Raw genomic sequence first — 14,733 nt, forward strand, 5'->3', positions numbered from 1 at the left:
CGCCGCGGCGGCCGGGGCCACTTCGGAGAACTTGCCCTTGCCGTGCAGCTCGTCCAGCAACGCTTCGAATTCGTGATCGGAGATCAGGCCATCAGCGGCAGGCTCAACGCTGGCAGGCGCAGCACTGGCCGCAGGTGCGGCCGCGATGGCGGCGACTTCCGGCAAGGCGTCGGCGGCAAACGTGCCCTTGCCATGCAGTTGGTCGAGCAGCGCTTCGAATTCGTCGTCGGTAATGTCGGTGCTTGCAGCCGCGGCAGGCGCTGCCGGCTCGGCGGCAGGTGCCACGGCGTCCGGGGCGAATTGGCCTTTACCGTGCAACTGGTCGAGCAGCGATTCGAACTCTGCGTCGGTAATGTCTTCGCTGGTCGGCACGGCAGGCGCAGTCGGCGCAGTCGGCGCTTGCGGTGCTTCAGCCTCGGCCTTCACCGCGCTCAGGGAGTTGAGCAGCTGTTCGAACTCGCTGTCGGTCACATCCGGCTCGGCTTCAACCACAGGCTCAGGCGCAGCTACCGGCGCAACTGCGGTATCAGCAGGTTCGGCCAGACGCGCCAGCGCAGCCAACAGCTCCGGCGTGGCGGCCGTGATCGGCGCACGTTCGCGCACCTCGCTGAACATGCCGTTGACCGCATCCAATGCTTCGAGAATCACGTCCATCAGTTCCGAGTCGACGTGACGCTCACCCTTGCGCAGGATGTCGAACACGTTCTCGGCGATGTGACAGCACTCCACCAGCTCATGGAGCTGGAGGAAGCCGGCGCCCCCTTTTACAGTGTGAAAACCGCGAAAAATTGCATTGAGCAGGTTCGCATCATCCGGTCGGCTTTCCAGCTCGACCAGTTGTTCGGACAGTTGCTCTAAAATTTCGCCGGCCTCTACAAGGAAATCCTGAAGGATTTCTTCATCGGCGCCGAAGCTCATGTGGGTGCTCCTTAGAAGCCTAAACTGGATAACAGGTCATCTACGTCATCCTGACCTGACACAACGTCTTCACGTTTATCGGCATGAATCTGCGGACCTTCACCCTTGGCGAGATGTTTTTGTGGATCTTTTTCCGAGAGGATCGCTGCGCGGTCATGTTCGATGCCGGCAAAACGGTCGACCTGGCCGGCCATGAGCACCAGTTTGAGCAGGTTGCTTTCCACTTCGGTGACCAGTTGGGTCACGCGCTTGATCACTTGACCTGTGAGGTCCTGGTAATCCTGGGCCAGCAGAATGTCATTGAGGTTGCTGGCCACCGTGCGGTTTTCCTGTTCGCTGCGCGACAGAAAAGCGTCAACCCGACGCGCCAACTCACGAAACTCCTCAGCCCCCACTTCCCGGCGCATAAAGCGGCCCCAGTCAACGCTGAGCGCTTGTGCTTCGGTGGTCATGCCATTGACCAGCGGCGTGGCGTTTTCCACCAGGTCCATGGTGCGGTTGGCCGCGGCCTCAGTCAGCCTGACCACATAGGACAGGCGTTCGGTGGCGTCAGTGATCTGCGAGATTTCTTCGGCCTGGGGCATGTGCGGGTCAATCTGAAAATTGACGATTGCACTGTGCAGCTCGCGTGTGAGCTTGCCCACTTCCTGATACAGGCCGCGGTCACGGGTCTGGTTAAGCTCATGGATCAACTGCACCGCGTCGCCGAACTGGCCTTTCTCAAGGCTGTCGACCAACTGGTGAGCATGCTTTTTCAGGGTCGATTCAAAATCGCCCTGTGACGTTTCTTTATGCTCCATAGCTCCCCCGTGGTGATATCAGCCGTGGATGCGTTCGAAGATTTTTTCGATCTTCTCTTTCAAGGCCAACGCCGTGAATGGCTTGACCACGTAACCGTTAACCCCGGCTTGGGCGGCTTCGATGATCTGTTCGCGCTTGGCTTCGGCGGTCACCATCAACACAGGCAAGCTGCGCAGTTTTTCATCGGCGCGCACGTGACGCAGCAAGTCGATGCCGGTCATGCCCGGCATGTTCCAGTCGGTTACCAGAAAGTCGATGCTCCCGCTGTTGAGGATCGGAATCGCCGTCAGGCCGTCATCCGCCTCGACCGTGTTGGTGAACCCAAGGTCACGCAACAGGTTTTTTATGATCCGCCGCATCGTTGAGAAGTCATCAACGATGAGGATTTTCATGTTCTTGTCCAATTCGACCTCCAAGCAGTCTTAAACGCGCCCAGCACCTGGACGCGCCATTTCAATCAACAGGCGTTACACAAAAAGGACTGCCCAGGGCACCACGGCACACACCCGCAAAAGCGTAGAGCCTTTGCGGTAGCGTCTGCAGTGTCCCCACACTGCCTGTCAGCGCGCGCGCCACTCTCCCAATCGCCCCCGCAAGCGGGCTGCGCACTGGCTATGCAGCTGGCTGACACGCGATTCGCTGACCCCCAGGACCTCACCGATTTCCTTGAGGTTCAGCTCTTCGTCGTAGTACAGCGCCAACACCAGTCGCTCACGCTCCGGCAAATTGGCAATCGCCTCCGCCAACGCGCCCTGGAAACGTTCGTCTTCCAGGTCGCGCGACGGTTCAAGATGTGCACTCGCGCCGTCCTCGTGCAGCCCTTCGTGTTCGCCGTCCTGCAAAAGGTCGTCGAAACTGAACAGGCGGCTGCCCAAGGTATCGTTCAAAATCCCGTAGTAATCGTCGAGACTCAATTGGAGTTCGGCCGCAACTTCGTGATCTTTAGCGTCACGACCGGTTTTTGCTTCAATTGCGCGAATTGCGTCACTGACCATTCGCGTATTGCGGTGTACCGAACGCGGCGCCCAATCCCCTTTACGCACTTCATCGAGCATCGCCCCTCGAATGCGGATACCCGCATACGTCTCGAAACTTGCGCCCTTGCTCGCGTCGTATTTGGTCGACACTTCGAGCAGGCCGATCATGCCGGCCTGGATCAAGTCCTCAACCTGCACACTGGCAGGCAGGCGTGCCAGCAAGTGATAGGCAATGCGCTTGACCAAGGGCGCATAGCGCTCGATCAGTTCGCCCTGGCTGTCACGTGCCGACTTTTTGTAAAGGTTGTAGCCGCTGGATGTCATAGCACCGGTCCTGCGCTCGTCTGATGCACCAATCGCTCGACGAAAAACTCCAGATGCCCGCGCGGGTTGGCAGGCAACGGCCAAGTATCGACCTTCTGGGCAATAGCCTTGAACGCCAGTGCGCACTTCGAACGAGGGAACGCTTCATAGACTGCACGCTGCTTTTGCACAGCCTTGCGCACACACTCGTCATAGGGAACTGCGCCCACGTATTGTAAGGCGACATCGAGAAAGCGATCCGTGACCTTGGTCAACTTGGCGAACAGATTGCGCCCTTCCTGCGGGCTTTGGGCCATGTTGGCCAGCACGCGGAAGCGGTTCATGCCGTAGTCACGGTTCAGCAGTTTGATCAGGGCATAGGCGTCGGTGATGGAGGTGGGTTCGTCGCACACCACCAGCAGCACTTCCTGGGCGGCGCGCACGAAGCTGACCACCGACTCGCCGATGCCGGCGGCGGTGTCGATCACCAGCACGTCGAGGTTGTCGCCGATGTCGCTGAACGCCTGGATCAGGCCGGCATGCTGCGCCGGGCTCAGATGCACCATGCTCTGGGTGCCTGAGGCGGCCGGCACGATGCGAATGCCACCGGGGCCTTGCAGCAGCACATCGCGCAGCTCACAACGGCCTTCGATCACATCGGCAAGGGTGTGTTTGGGTGTCAGCCCCAGCAGAACGTCCACGTTCGCCAGGCCCAGGTCAGCATCCAGCAGCATGACGCGACGGCCAAGCTCTGCCAGGGCCAGGGACAAATTCACTGACACGTTAGTTTTCCCGACGCCACCTTTGCCGCCGGTCACCGCGATCACCTGTACGGGATGCATGCTGCCCATTTTATTTCTTTACCTTGTCTTGCTTAGACGCAGGCTACATGGCTTGGCCGCGTGAATCGCTTGCAGACCATCGATGTAGATACATTTCACGGTGTTCATCCTGCCTCACCCCACCCGCTTAGCCGGGTTGTGGTAAAGGTCGGCGAACATGTCGGCCATCGCTTCCTCGCTAGGCTCTTCTTGCATTTGCACGCTGACAGCACGGCTGACCAACTGATGACGGCGCGGCAGATGTAAATCATCCGGGATCCGCGGCCCGTCGGTCAGGTAAGCAACCGGTAACTCATGACTGATCGCCAGGCTCAACACCTCGCCCAGGCTCGCCGTTTCGTCGAGCTTGGTGAGGATGCAACCGGCCAGGCCGCAGCGTTTGTAACTGTGGTACGCAGCGGTAAGAACCTGTTTCTGGCTGGTGGTTGCAAGCACCAGGTAATTTTTCGACTTGATGCCACGCCCGGCCAGGCTTTCGAGCTGCATGCGCAGTGCCGGGTCGCTGGCTTGCAGGCCGGCCGTGTCGATCAACACCACGCGCTTGCGCAGCAGCGGGTCGAGCGCATTGGCCAGGGACTGGCCCGGGTCGACGTGGGTCACTGTCACATTGAGGATGCGGCCCAGTGTCTTGAGCTGCTCCTGGGCGCCGATGCGGTAGCTGTCCATGCTCACCAGCGCGATGTTCTGCGCGCCGTACTTGAGCACATAACGCGCGGCCAGCTTGGCCAGGGTGGTGGTCTTGCCCATGCCGGCGGGGCCGACCATGGCAATCACACCGCCCTCTTCCAGCGGTTCGATTTCCGGGGTGACGATCATGCGCGCCAAGTGGGCCAGCAACATGCGCCAGGCCTGGCGTGGTTCTTCGACTTCAGCCGTCAGTGCGAGCAAATCGCGCGACAACGGGCCGGACAAGCCGATGCGTTGCAGGCGGCGCCACAGGTTGGCCTGTTGCGGTTTGCTGCCTTGCAGCTGTGTCCACGCCAACGAGCCCAACTGCACTTCGAGCAGCTCACGCAGGCCATTGAGTTCAAAACGCATCGAGTCGAGCGCGCGCTGGTCGACGGCTTGAGCCTGGGCTGGCGCTGCAGGGCGCGGCGGTTCTTTGAAGGTCGGTTCTACCAACGGCTCGGCGGCGGTCAGCGGCAGGCCGGCGAACAATTGGCGATTGGTGCTGGCATCGCTGTCGCCACGCATGCTCAATTCAGCCTGGGCCGAGACAATGCGCGAAGCGGTTTTGCGCAGCTCGTCTTCGAGTTCCATGTTCGGCACGCGCGGCGCCAGCGCCGACGGGGTGTAATCCAGGGCAGCCGTCAGCTCGACACCGCCGGCAATGCGACGGTTTCCAATAATCGCGGCATCGGCGCCCAGCTCATCACGTACCAGTTTCATGGCCTGACGCATATCGGCGGCGAAAAAACGCTTAACTTGCATAACCCACTACCTCAGCCGTTGGGCCCTACTGTCGCGACGATAGTCACTTGCTTATTGTCAGGAATTTCCTGATAAGCCAAAACGTGCAAATTCGGTACTGCCAGGCGCCCAAACCGCGACAACATCGCTCGAACCGGGCCTGCCACCAGCAGAATCACCGGGTGGCCCGCCATTTCCTGACGCTGGGCGGCTTCGATCAACGAACGCTGCAGTTTCTCAGCCATGCTTGGCTCCAGCAAAACGCCCTCTTCCTGGCCAAGTCCGGCCTTCTGAATACTATTGAGCAATATTTGTTCCAACCTTGGTTCCAAGGTGATAACAGGCAGCTCAGACTCAATGCCTACAATGCTTTGCACGATGGCGCGGGACAACCCGACACGCACCGCAGCCACCAAAGCGGCAGTATCTTGACTCTTGGCGGCATTGTTGGCGATGGCCTCGGCAATGCTGCGAATGTCGCGCACCGGCACCTGTTCGGCGAGCAAGGCTTGCAGCACCTTGAGCAACTGCGACAGCGACAACACGCCAGGCACCAGTTCTTCGGCCAGTTTTGGCGAGGCTTTGGCCAGCAACCCCATCAATTGCTGGACTTCCTCGTGGCCGATCAGCTCGTGGGAGTGCTTGTACAGGATCTGGTTGAGGTGGGTGGCGACCACGGTGCTGGCGTCCACCACGGTGTAACCCAGCGATTGAGCCTGGCTGCGCTGGCTGACTTCGATCCATACCGCTTCCAGGCCAAAAGCCGGATCTTTGGCGGTAATGCCGTTGAGCGTGCCGAACACCTGACCGGGGTTGATCGCCAACTCGCGGTCCGGGTAGATCTCGGCTTCGGCCAGGATCACGCCCATCAGGGTCAGGCGGTAGGCGCTGGGGGCCAAATCGAGGTTGTCGCGAATGTGCACGGTGGGCATCAAGAAGCCCAGGTCCTGGGACAGCTTCTTGCGCACGCCCTTGATCCGCGCAAGCAATTGGCCGCCCTGGTTGCGGTCTACCAGCGGAATCAGGCGGTAGCCGACTTCCAGGCCAATCATGTCGATCGGGGTCACGTCATCCCAGCCCAGCTCCTTGGTTTCCTGGGCGCGAGCCGGCGATGGCAGCAAGTCTTGTTGGCGGGCGATTTCCTGCTGGGCCTGGACCTTGACGGCATTTTGCTTGCGCCAGAACAGGTAGGCGCCACCGCCGGCCATGGCCGCCATGCTCAGGAACGACACGTGCGGCATGCCCGGCACGATGCCCATGATCGCCATGATGCCGGCGGCCACGGCCAGCGCCTTGGGCGAGGCGAACATCTGGCGGCTGATCTGCTTGCCCATGTCTTCGGAGCCCGAAGCACGGGTGACCATGATCGCTGCTGCTGTGGATAACAACAGTGATGGCAATTGCGCCACTAAACCGTCACCGATGGTCAGCAAGGCGTACACCTTACCCGCATCGCCGAAGTTCATGCCGTGCTGGAAGATACCGACCGCCATGCCGCCGATCAGGTTGATAAACAGAATCAGCAGGCCGGCGATGGCGTCACCGCGTACGAATTTACTCGCGCCGTCCATGGAGCCATAAAATTCGGCTTCCTGGGCGACTTCCAGACGACGGGATTTGGCTTGGTTCTGGTCGATCAGGCCGGCGTTGAGGTCGGCGTCAATCGCCATTTGCTTGCCGGGCATGGCGTCGAGGGTAAAACGCGCGCTCACCTCGGAAATCCGCCCGGCGCCCTTGGTCACCACCACGAAGTTGATGATCATCAGGATCGCGAACACCACGATACCAACCACGTAGTTACCGCCGATCACCACCTCACCGAAGGCCTGGATCACCTTACCGGCGGCGGCGTGGCCGTCCTGACCGTGGAGCATCACCACCCGCGTAGACGCCACGTTCAGCGCCAGGCGCAGCAGGGTCGCGATCAGCAAAATGGTCGGGAATACGGCGAAGTCCAGCGGCCGCAGGGCATACACGCAGACCAGCAGCACCACCACCGACAGCGCAATGTTGAAGGTGAAAAACACGTCGAGCAGGAACGGCGGCATCGGCAACATCATCATTGCCAGCATCACCAGCAACAACAACGGCACACCCAGGTTGCCCCGCGACAAATCAGTCAGGGTGCCACGGGCCGTGTTGAGCATTTGAGAGCGATCTACCACCGGTATTCCTCGTGTTCCTTGAAGCAAAGTTTTGACGCTGGAGGGCGTCCTGGAGGCGGTATTGCAAGAAGCCTTCCAACTTTGGTTTCAGGACGACGATCGTCGAGCGGTCACCGGTTCAAATGTGGGAGCTGGATGGGGGTGTGATGATCGTTCCCACGCTCTGCGTGGGAATGCAGCCAGGGACGCTCCGCGTCCCGACTTGAGCCCTGCGCAACGGTGACGCAGAGCGTCACGGGAGGCATTCCCACGCGGGAGCGTGGGAACGATCTTCATCTTCACAGTTGGATGGGGGTGTACCTGTTGTTAATGAGGAAATTTCCGACAAGGTTTTCGGGTTGCCCCTAGGAACCGGGCTCCCTAGTCTGCGTACACCGCTGCAAATGCAGTGGTCGGGCGTCGCGGCCCGGTTTACTACGGAACAGAAGCACCATATCCCTTTCAGTGAGCGGTTTTTTATCGTCTACTGTGCGGCGCTATGGCGGCTGTGCGCGGGATACCTTCGGGTATGCCGGGTTCCTTGGTAACCGGTCCGCGAACCTGCGCACAGCTGCCACCCTCCATCGCGTCGCGGCGATCAGTGGCGGCTCCACCTTTACCGAGGAACCTCACAATGATCAAACCCACCCCAAATCCCCCACCCAGCGTAATACTCACCCTAATCGACGGCATCAGCACCGAAGACCTGCTGGTCAACCTCACCGAAAACCTGGCATCCGCCCACGCCCTGACCTGCGACTTCGCCTTTGACCTGGAGGGAACACAGCGAGAAGGTGCGCTGGGTATTGCGCAGCTGCTTGAGGTGGGACGGTTGTTGGCTGAGCGACTGCTGGATGACAGAGCGCCGTCACCAGAGGCAGAACCTGCCTGAATGATCGTGATGATCGTTCCCACGCTCTGCGTGGGAATGCAGCCAGGGACGCTCCGCGTCCCGACTTGATCCTTGCGCAACGGTGACGCAGAGCGTCACAGGAGGCATTCCCACGCGGGAGCGTGGGAACGATCTTCATACGGGTTGGATGTTGGACGCTTGCTTGCCTTTGGGCCCTGTCGTTATTTCATAGCTGACTTTTTGGCCCTCTTGCAGAGATTTGAACCCAGCACTCTGAATCGCTGAAAAATGCGCAAAAAGATCCTCGCTACCATCATCCGGGGTAATAAAACCAAACCCCTTTGTGTCGTTAAACCACTTCACAGTACCCGTTGCCATAACCCTTCTCCTGACATTGCGCTCAAAAATCTCGTTAGATAAGCCTGATACAAAACGCAAACACACCCTGTGGCCGATGAATCCTGGCGAACTGTACCCGCTGGCCTTCTCGCCACCGGGTATACGCCGAACTCAAGCGGTCCAAACACACCGGCTCATCATCGCCATCCAACGCAATCAGCCCTTCACCGGTCTTGCGGTTATAAACCTTGATCGTCCCCGTTACCGCTTCCATCGCCCTTCCCCTGCATCTCGTTACTACTTGCGTACAGTGTCCGGCACCATAAAACCGCGGGAACGCAGAACTGGCTACTGTCAGAGTTGACAGGTAGCCGGGGATTAACGACCAGTGGTAGGGATTTTTGGCTGAGCAGCCGGAGGTTATTTTTTTCGCTTGCGGGGTTTTCGCGCCTTGGGCGGCGTATCGATTTCGCTGGCGGGATTGCCCGTTGCCTGAACGGGTACCGCGTTGCCTTCGCGGTCGCGGGCGACAAAACCAATGCCCTTGACCGCGTCAAACCACCTGACCGTAGCCCTGTTCATCACCGCTCTCCCGAGCCACGCATGAAGGCGCGCCTCGTCGCTCTATCAAACAGTGAAGGCGGTGCAATGGATACTGTCAAAGTTGACAGGTCAACGGCGCTGACGACATATGGTAAGAAGGCCCGCTCGCCACAAAAAACTCAGGAATCGCGGCGCAGCTCCGGCGGAATCGGCAGATCCTTGAGCGGGTCTGGCCGTTTGCCCTTGCCCGCGCGGTATTGGCGGATCTGGTACACGTAGGCCAACACCTGCGCCACGGCCAGGTACAGGCCTGCGGGGATTTCCTGGTCGAGGTCGGTGGAGTAGAAGATCGACCGCGCCAGCTCCGGCGATTCCAGCAGCAGAATGTCGTTGGCCACGGCAATTTCGCGAATCTTCAGCGCGGTAAAGTCGCTGCCCTTGGCCAGCAACATCGGCGCGCCGCCCTTCTCCGGGTCGTACTTGAGCGCCACGGCGTAGTGGGTCGGGTTGGTAATGACCACGTCGGCGTCGGGCACCGCCGCCATCATCTTGCGCTGGGACATTTCCCGCTGCAGTTGGCGAATCCGCTGTTTGACCTCGGGGCGGCCTTCCTGGTCTTTGTGTTCGTCGCGCACTTCCTGCTTGGTCATCAGCAGTTTCTTGTGGCTTTCCCACAGCTGGATCGGCGCATCCACGGCGGCGATGATGATCAGCCCGCAAGCCATCCACAACGCACTCCAGCCCACCACCTGCACACTGTGGATGATGGCCGATTCCAGCGGTTCATGGGCGATGCGCAGCAAGTCGTCGATGTCGGACGACAACACCGTCAACGCCACAAACAGGATCAGAATGAATTTCGCCAGCGCCTTGAGCAGTTCCACCAGCGCCTTGGTGGAGAACATGCGCTTAAGCCCAGGCCCAGGGTTCATGCGGCTGAACTTGGGCGCCATGCTGCCGGCGGCAAACAGCCAGCCGCCGAGGGACACCGGCCCGATCAGTGCCGCCAGCAACAGGGTGATCAGCACCGGCTGCACCGCCAGAATCGCGATTTTGCCCGAGTGCAACAGGTACTGGCCCATGGCGCCGGGGCTCAGCAGCACTTCGCGCGGCAGCGAAAAGTTGAGCTTCATCAGCTCCATCAGGTCCAGCGCCAGGCCACCGCCGTAGATCAGCAGGCCACCGGCACCGGCGAGCATCACGGCGAGGGTGTTGAGTTCTTTGGAGCGGGCAATCTCGCCCTTTTCCCTGGAGTCCTTTTTACGTTTCTCCGTGGGGTCTTCTGTTTTGTCCTGGCCACTCTCGCTCTCGGCCATGGCTCAACGCGCCCGTGCCAGATCACGTAAGAACTGCAAGGCGTCGGTGGCCAGCGGTTGATACTGATTGAGAATGTCGGCCATGCCGATCCAGAAAATCCCCATGCCCAGCACCAGGGTCAGCGGGAAACCAATCGAGAAGATGTTCAATTGCGGCGCCGCGCGGGTCATTACGCCAAATGCGATATTGACCACCAGCAGCGCAGTAATCGCCGGCAACACCAGCAACAATGAGGCACCCAGCACCCAGCTGAGGCGCCCGACCAGCTCCCAGAAGTGGTTGACCACCAGCCCCGAGCCCACCGGCAAGGTGGTGAAGCTTTCGGTCATGACCTCGAACACCACCAAATGGCCATTCATCGCCAGGAAAATCAGGGTCACCAGCATGGTCAGGAACTGCCCGATCACCGCCACCGACACGCCGTTGGTAGGGTCGACCATGGACGCGAAGCCCATGCCCATCTGGATCGAGATGATCTGCCCGGCGATCACGAACGCCTGGAAGAACAACGTCAGCGAGAAGCCCATTATCGCGCCGATCAATATCTGCTCGGCAATCAGCAACAACGCGCTGAGGTCCAGGGCATTCACCGGCGGCATCGGCGGCAAGCCGGGCACGATGACGATGGTAATGGCGAAGGCAAAATACAAGCGGATGCGCCTCGGCACCAAGGTGGTCCCGAACACCGGCATGGTCATCAGCACCGCCGTGACGCGAAACATCGGCAAAATGAAAGACGCCACCCAAGTGCTGATCTGGGTGTCGGTCAAGGCCAGCACAGATTGCATCGATCAGCCGATCAACTGCGGAATACTGCCGTACAGCTGCAGGATGTATTCCATAAAGGTTTGCACCAGCCACGGGCCGGCGACGATCAGGGTGATCAGCATCACCAGCAAACGCGGGAGGAAACTCAGGGTTTGTTCGTTGATCTGGGTCGCGGCCTGGAACATCGCCACCAGCAGGCCCACCAACAGGCTCGGCACCACCAGCACGGCGACCATCATGGTGGTCAGCCACAGCGCTTCACGGAACAGGTCAACCGCTACTTCTGGCGTCATGTCCCTACACCCCGCCGAAACTGCTGGCCAGGGTGCCGATAATCAGCGCCCAGCCGTCCACCAGCACAAACAGCATGATCTTGAACGGCAACGAAATAATCAGCGGCGACAGCATCATCATGCCCATGGCCATCAGCACGCTCGCCACCACCAGGTCGATGATCAGGAACGGGATAAAGATCATGAAGCCGATCTGGAACGCGGTTTTCAATTCGGACGTGACGAAGGCCGGCACCAGAATGGTCAGCGGCGCCTGATCCGGCGTGGCAATGTCGGTGCGCTTGGACAGGCGCATAAACAGCTCAAGGTCGCTGGAGCGGGTTTGCGAGAGCATGAAGTCCTTGATCGGACCCTGGGCCTTGTCGATCGCGTCCTGAGCCGAGAGTTTTTCGGCCAGGTAGGGTTGCAAGGCTTGCTGGTTCACCTTGTCGAACACCGGCGCCATGATGAACAAGGTCAAAAACAGCGCCATGCCGGTGAGGATCTGGTTCGACGGCGTCTGCTGCAGGCCCAGGGCCTGACGCAGAATCGAGAACACGATGATGATCCGCGTAAAGCTGGTCATCAGCATGACAAACGCCGGGATAAAACTCAGCGCAGTCATGATCAGCAAAATCTGCAGGCTGACCGAATATTCCTGGGCGCCGGCCGCGTTGGTACCCAGGGTGATCGCCGGGATCGACAACGGGTCGGCTGCCAACGCCAGCGGCGCGGCCAGCAACAGCATGAGCGTCAATAAAACGCGCATTACTTCTTATCCTTCTGGTCCTTGCCCAGCAACTCCATCAGGCGCTGGGCGAATTCCGGCGTGGCGGCCTCGGTTTTGGTCGCTTCCACTGGCGTCTTGAGTACGTGCAACGGGGTGATGCGACCGGGCGTGATGCCGAGCAGGATTTGCTCTTCGCCCACTTGCACCAGCACCAGCCGATCACGCGGGCCGAGGGCGCGCGAGCCGATCATCTCGATCACCTGGGCATTGCCCGGCCCAATGCGCTGCACGCGACGCATCAACCAGGCCAGCACGAAGATCAAGCCGACCACCAGCAACAGCCCCAGCACCAGCTGGGTCAATTGCCCACCGATGCCACTGCTGACCACCGGCGCCGCCGTTACCGCTGGGGCGATCGGCTCCGCCGCCATGGCGCTCAATGGCAGCGCCAGAAACAGTCCCGCCATCGAATACTTCATATCAACGCAACTTCTTGATGCGTTCGCTTGGGCTGATCACGTCCGTCAGGCGAATGCCGAACTTCTCGTTGACCACCACCACCTCGCCATGGGCGATCAGGGTGCCGTTGACCAGTACGTCCAGCGGCTCACCGGCCAGGCGGTCGAGCTCGATCACCGAACCCTGGTTGAGTTGCAGCAGGTTGCGGATGTTGATTTCGGTGCTGCCGACTTCCATGGAGATCGACACCGGAATGTCGAGGATCACATCCAGGTTCGGGCCGTCGAGGGTCACCGGGTCGTTGTTTTTCGGCACGCTGCCGAATTCTTCCATCGGCAGACGCTTGCCGGCCGGCGCCATGGCGGCGTCGGCGGCCAGCAGCGCGTCGATGTCGTCCTGGCCGACATCGCCGGTTTCTTCCAGGGCTGCAGCCCATTCGTCAGCCAGGGCCTGGTCTTCGGCGGAAGTGTTTTCGTGTTCGGTAGCCATTACATGTCCTCGGCGCAGCAAAAATTCATCGATAGAAGGGGCAGATCAGCGACGGTTGATCGGTTCGATCACTTGCAACGCCAGGTTGCCTTTGTGGGAACCGAGCTTGACCTTGAACGACGGTACGCCGTTGGCGCGCATGATCAGCTCTTCCGGCAGTTCCACAGGGATCACGTCCCCCGGTTGCATGTGCAAAATATCGCGCAAACGCAGCTGGCGACGGGCCACAGTGGCGCTTAACGGCACGTCGACGTCCAGCAGGTCTTCGCGCAGGGCCTTGACCCAGCGTTCATCCTGGTCGTCGAGGTCGGACTGGAAACCGGCATCGAGCATTTCGCGCACCGGCTCGATCATCGAGTACGGCATGGTCACGTGCAGGTCGCCGCCGCCGCCATCGAGTTCGATATGGAAGGTGGAGACCACAATGGCTTCGCTGGGGCCGACGATGTTGGCCATGGCCGGGTTCACTTCCGAGTTGATGTACTCGAAATTGACTTCCATGATCGCCTGCCAGGCTTCCTTCAAGTCGATGAAGGCTTGCTCCAGCACCATGCGCACCACACGCAGTTCGGTGGGGGTGAATTCACGCCCTTCGATCTTGGCGTGACGGCCGTCGCCGCCGAAGAAGTTGTCCACCAGCTTGAACACCAGCTTGGCGTCGAGGATGAACAGTGCGGTGCCGCGCAGCGGCTTGATCTTGACCAGGTTGAGGCTGGTGGGCACGTACAGCGAGTGCACGTATTCACCGAACTTCATCACCTGCACGCCGCCCACCGCCACGTCCGCCGAACGGCGCAGCATGTTGAACATGCTGATACGGGTGTAGCGGGCGAAACGCTCGTTGATCATCTCCAGGGTCGGCATGCGCCCGCGGACGATACGATCCTGGCTGGTGAGGTCATAACTTTTGACGCTGCCGGGCTCGGCAGCCATTTCGGTCTGTACCAGACCGTCGTCGACGCCATGCAACAGCGCGTCGATTTCATCCTGGGACAGCAGGTCTTGCACGGCCATGTCGTGATCCTACTGCAATACGAAGTTAGTGAAGAGCGCCTGCTCGACCACGACTTTGCCGAGCTCTTTCTGGGCCACTTCCTGCACGCTGGCAGTGACCTTCTGGCGCAGCATTTCCTGGCCGACCGGGGTGGCCAGGCTGTCGAAGCTCTGGCCGGAGAACAGCATCACCAGGTTGTTGCGGATCACCGGCATATGCACTTTAAGCGCATCCAGGTCCGCCTGGTTACGCGCCAGCAAGGTGATGCTCACCTGCAGGTAGCGTTGGCGACCGTTCTGATTGTAGTTGGCGACAAAGGCCGGCAGCATCGGCTCGAAGATTGCCGGTTGCTTGACGTTGGTGGCGGTTTCGGCGGCGGGTGCCGGCTTGCTCGCACTGCTGTGCATGATGTACCACGTGCCGCCGATCGAGGCGCCAATGGCCAGGAGCAGGCCCAGCACAATCAGCAGGATCAGCTTGAGCTTGCCTTTGCCTGCGGGTGGGGTTGCTGCTGCGTCGTCGCTCTTCGCCATGCCAATAATCCGTCACTATTCGGGGATTCATAGATCTACGG

The 14,733-nt window shown here is 60.1% G+C and carries 18 protein-coding genes; 1 reads left to right on the top strand and 17 read right to left on the bottom strand.

The genetic code is table 11. From position 1 onward, the window contains the following. The 7 genes from BFP92_RS12605 to flhA form a co-directional block, all read right to left on the bottom strand. A partial coding sequence (locus BFP92_RS12605) for an Hpt domain-containing protein (RefSeq protein WP_170875836.1) occupies nt 1-918 on the bottom strand: 918 nt, incomplete at its 3' end. A gap of 11 nt (nt 919-929) precedes the next feature. Further along, the gene (locus BFP92_RS12610) at nt 930-1,718 is read right to left on the bottom strand and encodes a protein phosphatase CheZ (protein ID WP_065929737.1); all 789 of its coding nucleotides are present in this window, start codon (nt 1,716-1,718) and stop codon (nt 930-932) included. An 18-nt stretch (nt 1,719-1,736) separates the two neighbouring features. Next, nucleotides 1,737-2,111 (bottom strand): chemotaxis response regulator CheY, encoded by a 375-nt coding sequence (locus BFP92_RS12615; protein WP_003192908.1) that lies wholly within the window; start codon nt 2,109-2,111, stop codon nt 1,737-1,739. Between the two features lie 168 nt (nt 2,112-2,279). Next, the gene (fliA, locus tag BFP92_RS12620) at nt 2,280-3,020 is read right to left on the bottom strand and encodes an RNA polymerase sigma factor FliA (RefSeq protein WP_016973417.1); all 741 of its coding nucleotides are present in this window, start codon (nt 3,018-3,020) and stop codon (nt 2,280-2,282) included. Beyond that, nucleotides 3,017-3,850, bottom strand: a complete 834-nt coding sequence (gene fleN, locus BFP92_RS12625; RefSeq protein WP_003192912.1) for a flagellar synthesis regulator FleN — start codon at nt 3,848-3,850, stop codon at nt 3,017-3,019. Before fleN ends, fliA begins: the two co-directional genes overlap by 4 nt. Nucleotides 3,851-3,955: 105 nt before the next feature. Further along, nucleotides 3,956-5,272: a flagellar biosynthesis GTPase FlhF gene (gene flhF / locus BFP92_RS12630; protein WP_065929738.1), complete on the bottom strand. Its 1,317-nt coding sequence runs from the start codon at nt 5,270-5,272 to the stop codon at nt 3,956-3,958. Between the two features lie 11 nt (nt 5,273-5,283). Next, nucleotides 5,284-7,398, bottom strand: coding sequence for a flagellar biosynthesis protein FlhA (flhA, locus tag BFP92_RS12635; RefSeq protein ID WP_065929739.1), 2,115 nt, complete (start codon nt 7,396-7,398; stop codon nt 5,284-5,286). 631 nt (nt 7,399-8,029) lie between these two features. Between flhA and BFP92_RS12640 the strand changes: the two genes are divergently transcribed. Then, nucleotides 8,030-8,287: a DUF6124 family protein gene (locus BFP92_RS12640; RefSeq protein WP_065929740.1), complete on the top strand. Its 258-nt coding sequence runs from the start codon at nt 8,030-8,032 to the stop codon at nt 8,285-8,287. Between the two features lie 135 nt (nt 8,288-8,422). On the opposite strand, the gene BFP92_RS12645 is transcribed toward BFP92_RS12640, so the two are convergent. The 10 genes from BFP92_RS12645 to fliL form a co-directional block, all read right to left on the bottom strand. Continuing rightward, nucleotides 8,423-8,626, bottom strand: coding sequence for a cold-shock protein (locus BFP92_RS12645; RefSeq protein WP_065929741.1), 204 nt, complete (start codon nt 8,624-8,626; stop codon nt 8,423-8,425). A 381-nt stretch (nt 8,627-9,007) separates the two neighbouring features. Further along, entirely contained in the window at nt 9,008-9,169 is a 162-nt protein-coding gene (locus BFP92_RS31215) for an acetate and sugar kinases/Hsc70/actin family protein (protein WP_111452873.1), read from the bottom strand. Between the two features lie 140 nt (nt 9,170-9,309). Beyond that, entirely contained in the window at nt 9,310-10,446 is a 1,137-nt protein-coding gene (gene flhB / locus BFP92_RS12655; protein WP_056859763.1) for a flagellar biosynthesis protein FlhB, read from the bottom strand. Nucleotides 10,447-10,449: 3 nt separating this feature from the next. Continuing rightward, entirely contained in the window at nt 10,450-11,235 is a 786-nt protein-coding gene (gene fliR / locus BFP92_RS12660; protein ID WP_065929743.1) for a flagellar biosynthetic protein FliR, read from the bottom strand. Nucleotides 11,236-11,238: 3 nt separating this feature from the next. Further along, complete coding sequence (fliQ, locus tag BFP92_RS12665) at nt 11,239-11,508, bottom strand: flagellar biosynthesis protein FliQ (protein ID WP_003214552.1); 270 nt, start codon at nt 11,506-11,508, stop codon at nt 11,239-11,241. A 4-nt stretch (nt 11,509-11,512) separates the two neighbouring features. Then, nucleotides 11,513-12,256 (bottom strand): flagellar type III secretion system pore protein FliP, encoded by a 744-nt coding sequence (fliP, locus tag BFP92_RS12670; RefSeq protein WP_056859761.1) that lies wholly within the window; start codon nt 12,254-12,256, stop codon nt 11,513-11,515. Then, nucleotides 12,256-12,696 (bottom strand): flagellar biosynthetic protein FliO, encoded by a 441-nt coding sequence (gene fliO, locus BFP92_RS12675; protein ID WP_065929744.1) that lies wholly within the window; start codon nt 12,694-12,696, stop codon nt 12,256-12,258. The genes fliP and fliO overlap by 1 nt, the downstream gene beginning before the upstream one ends. A gap of 1 nt (nt 12,697) precedes the next feature. Then, nucleotides 12,698-13,165, bottom strand: a complete 468-nt coding sequence (fliN, locus tag BFP92_RS12680; RefSeq protein WP_017134946.1) for a flagellar motor switch protein FliN — start codon at nt 13,163-13,165, stop codon at nt 12,698-12,700. Nucleotides 13,166-13,210: 45 nt separating this feature from the next. Beyond that, a complete protein-coding gene (fliM, locus tag BFP92_RS12685) occupies nt 13,211-14,179 on the bottom strand; it encodes a flagellar motor switch protein FliM (RefSeq protein ID WP_010166091.1) in 969 nt (322 codons plus the stop codon). 9 nt (nt 14,180-14,188) lie between these two features. Further along, nucleotides 14,189-14,692 (bottom strand): flagellar basal body-associated protein FliL, encoded by a 504-nt coding sequence (gene fliL / locus BFP92_RS12690; RefSeq protein WP_017134945.1) that lies wholly within the window; start codon nt 14,690-14,692, stop codon nt 14,189-14,191. Nucleotides 14,693-14,733: the final 41 nt, after the last annotated feature.

Origin of the sequence: Pseudomonas sp. 58 R 3 (assembly GCF_900006605.1) — a bacterium.
Lineage (GTDB): Bacteria > Pseudomonadota > Gammaproteobacteria > Pseudomonadales > Pseudomonadaceae > Aquipseudomonas > Aquipseudomonas salomonii.

Excerpts from the sequence above, each read along its gene's own strand:
- BFP92_RS31215 (WP_111452873.1), bottom strand. The coding sequence starts at position 9,169 with ATGAACAGGGCTACGGTCAGGTGGTTTGACGCGGTCAAGGGCATTGGT.
- flhF (WP_065929738.1), bottom strand. The coding sequence starts at position 5,272 with ATGCAAGTTAAGCGTTTTTTCGCCGCCGATATGCGTCAGGCCATGAAA.
- fliN (WP_017134946.1), bottom strand. The coding sequence starts at position 13,165 with ATGGCTACCGAACACGAAAACACTTCCGCCGAAGACCAGGCCCTGGCT.
- BFP92_RS12645 (WP_065929741.1), bottom strand. The coding sequence starts at position 8,626 with ATGGCAACGGGTACTGTGAAGTGGTTTAACGACACAAAGGGGTTTGGT.
- fliR (WP_065929743.1), bottom strand. The coding sequence starts at position 11,235 with ATGCAATCTGTGCTGGCCTTGACCGACACCCAGATCAGCACTTGGGTG.
- fliQ (WP_003214552.1), bottom strand. The coding sequence starts at position 11,508 with ATGACGCCAGAAGTAGCGGTTGACCTGTTCCGTGAAGCGCTGTGGCTG.
- BFP92_RS12615 (WP_003192908.1), bottom strand. The coding sequence starts at position 2,111 with ATGAAAATCCTCATCGTTGATGACTTCTCAACGATGCGGCGGATCATA.
- fliO (WP_065929744.1), bottom strand. The coding sequence starts at position 12,696 with ATGAAGTATTCGATGGCGGGACTGTTTCTGGCGCTGCCATTGAGCGCC.
- fliL (WP_017134945.1), bottom strand. The coding sequence starts at position 14,692 with ATGGCGAAGAGCGACGACGCAGCAGCAACCCCACCCGCAGGCAAAGGC.
- fliA (WP_016973417.1), bottom strand. The coding sequence starts at position 3,020 with ATGACATCCAGCGGCTACAACCTTTACAAAAAGTCGGCACGTGACAGC.
- flhA (WP_065929739.1), bottom strand. The coding sequence starts at position 7,398 with ATGCTCAACACGGCCCGTGGCACCCTGACTGATTTGTCGCGGGGCAAC.
- fliP (WP_056859761.1), bottom strand. The coding sequence starts at position 12,256 with ATGCGCGTTTTATTGACGCTCATGCTGTTGCTGGCCGCGCCGCTGGCG.
- fleN (WP_003192912.1), bottom strand. The coding sequence starts at position 3,850 with ATGGGCAGCATGCATCCCGTACAGGTGATCGCGGTGACCGGCGGCAAA.
- flhB (WP_056859763.1), bottom strand. The coding sequence starts at position 10,446 with ATGGCCGAGAGCGAGAGTGGCCAGGACAAAACAGAAGACCCCACGGAG.
- BFP92_RS12640 (WP_065929740.1), top strand. The coding sequence starts at position 8,030 with ATGATCAAACCCACCCCAAATCCCCCACCCAGCGTAATACTCACCCTA.
- BFP92_RS12610 (WP_065929737.1), bottom strand. The coding sequence starts at position 1,718 with ATGGAGCATAAAGAAACGTCACAGGGCGATTTTGAATCGACCCTGAAA.
- fliM (WP_010166091.1), bottom strand. The coding sequence starts at position 14,179 with ATGGCCGTGCAAGACCTGCTGTCCCAGGATGAAATCGACGCGCTGTTG.